This is a genomic window from Pseudomonas sp. P5_A2_2 (assembly GCF_054177685.1).
In genome coordinates this window covers 1-1,754 of the sequence record NZ_JBGCUL010000915.1, presented here as the reverse complement: position 1 = coordinate 1,754, position 1,754 = coordinate 1, and the positions used below count along the sequence as shown (strand labels likewise).

The following is a 1,754-nucleotide window of genomic DNA, read 5'->3' as shown; positions in this document are numbered from 1 at the left end:
CGCTCCTACAGTTGGTTTTTATTCAAGCATAAAAAAGGCCTGCTCCTAATTGGGAGCAGGCCTTGTTTTTAACCAGTCAGTAATGACTTGTTTAATTAGTAGAACCGGTCAATCACCCGAACTTCGTTCTGATTCTGCATCGAGGCCCAGGCCTGTTTCAGGGTTTGCAGAACATTACCGATGAAGTCCTTGTCGGCCGCGGCCTTCTTGCCGACATAGCCCTGGCCGCGACGGTACATCTTCAGTCGGGCGWGCAGGTTCTGGTTGTTCTGKTMGAACTCTGCTTCATGGGCGTGCGGCGACAGGCAGTCGATATGAACCTGGCCACACTTGCTGATCCAGAGAATATGGTTGTCGTGGCTGTCTTTCTTTGCAGCGAAKATACGAGCCAGTTCATCGATAGTTGGTTGATTGTTCAGATTCATCATAAAGCCCCTTGACCAATTGGTGATCTTTCAAAGTTGATTCGCTAATACAGGTAGCCCATCGGTTAGTTGATCCCTGGCACCGAAACCAGGACGTCAGCGTTCGACCGCCTTATCGGGCGGGGTCCTGCGTCTGTTGCATGTAGTCGTGTTGAATAACTGCTACGCAATCGCGTCACAACGAAGAGAAGCGGCGAAAACCTTAAGGCCACTGCCGACGTTTTCAGGGTCGGCCACAAGCTTCATGAGGATTGCTCGCCAAGACTTCTCGCCCTTGTACTGGACGTTCAGGCCAGGTCAGCTTCTTCAATCTGCCTTGTGGGCAGCGTGTATCCGGGAAAAACAGCTCGGCGGTCAGACGAGCTTGCTCAAACGTGTTGCCTGTACTCCCGATCGGGGAGACGTCTGCATCATGCAAGGGCAAATCGGAGGCGTCAACGGTTTTGTAGTGATTATTTTTGGTCACTACATATTGTCGGACAATGCTGTCAGGAATTAGCGGGGCAGTCGAGGGCGTGTCGGTCAGGACGACAAAGGCGGACACTCAAAGCGGTAAAAAGTACAGGGATGGCGGTCAACCACCTGCTGATGCAAGGTGAATCCGCCAATGTCGAGCCCCGGCATCACGGCGGCCCAGAACAGGCGTGCCGGCTGGTTCGCCTCGATGTGGAAAATCTGCCATTGACCGGGGAATCGGCTCAAGAGGGTGGAAACGACAAATCGCGCGACACCCCGGCCACGGAAGCGTCGGCTGACAAACAGATAGCCGATGTTGTAGTCGGCACCGGGTAGATGGACCTGGTTATCCACGGACACGAAGCCGGCCAGTTCACCGTCGACCTTGATCAGGAAGGGCCGGGTGGCCGGGTTTCGCCAGTAGTCGGGCATGGGCAGGATGTTGAACAAACCGTATTCGCCCAGTTTCAGCGGCAGCCATTCGCTGAAGTCGTAGGTGTAGAACTGCATCAGGTTCTCGATGGTTTCCAGTTCATCGCGTTGGGCGGCGTGCAGTTCTATCGAGGACATGTGGGTTGGCTCCTGTCTCGGTCAGACAAGGATAGATCGTGCGATGAGTATCCTGTGGCGAGGGTTAAGTCTTGCTTGCCGGCTTTGCCCTGCGCTTGGTGCCGCTTGCTGGTTTGCGCGGGGCGCCTTTGCGTTTTTTCTTCCATGGGGCTGCGGCGGAACCGGTGGGCGGCGGGCCGCTGATGGTCATGCTCAGCCCGGCGCAGCGACTGACCTGCTTGCTCATCCACGCCGCCTGTTTGGTGACGAACTCTTCCAGGCTCATTTCCCCGCTTTGCACCATGTCCAGGGCCTGTTCCCAGA

General features: G+C 55.5%; 2 protein-coding genes and 1 pseudogene. All 3 read right to left on the bottom strand.

Annotation, left to right across the window (positions count from 1 at the left end):
• Positions 1-95: 95 nt before the first annotated feature.
• Positions 96-425 (bottom strand): hypothetical protein, encoded by a 330-nt coding sequence (locus tag ACXRVY_RS27275; RefSeq protein ID WP_458238756.1) that lies wholly within the window; start codon positions 423-425, stop codon positions 96-98.
• A 522-nt stretch (positions 426-947) separates the two neighbouring features.
• Positions 948-1,451: a GNAT family N-acetyltransferase gene (locus tag ACXRVY_RS27270; RefSeq protein WP_223463757.1), complete on the bottom strand. Its 504-nt coding sequence runs from the start codon at positions 1,449-1,451 to the stop codon at positions 948-950.
• A 64-nt stretch (positions 1,452-1,515) separates the two neighbouring features.
• Positions 1,516-1,754: pseudogene (locus ACXRVY_RS27265) on the bottom strand (DNA topoisomerase III); the annotation flags it as partial.

Coding starts and splice junctions, on each gene's coding strand:
- ACXRVY_RS27270 (WP_223463757.1), bottom strand. CDS start 1,451: ATGTCCTCGATAGAACTGCACGCCGCCCAACGCGATGAACTGGAAACC.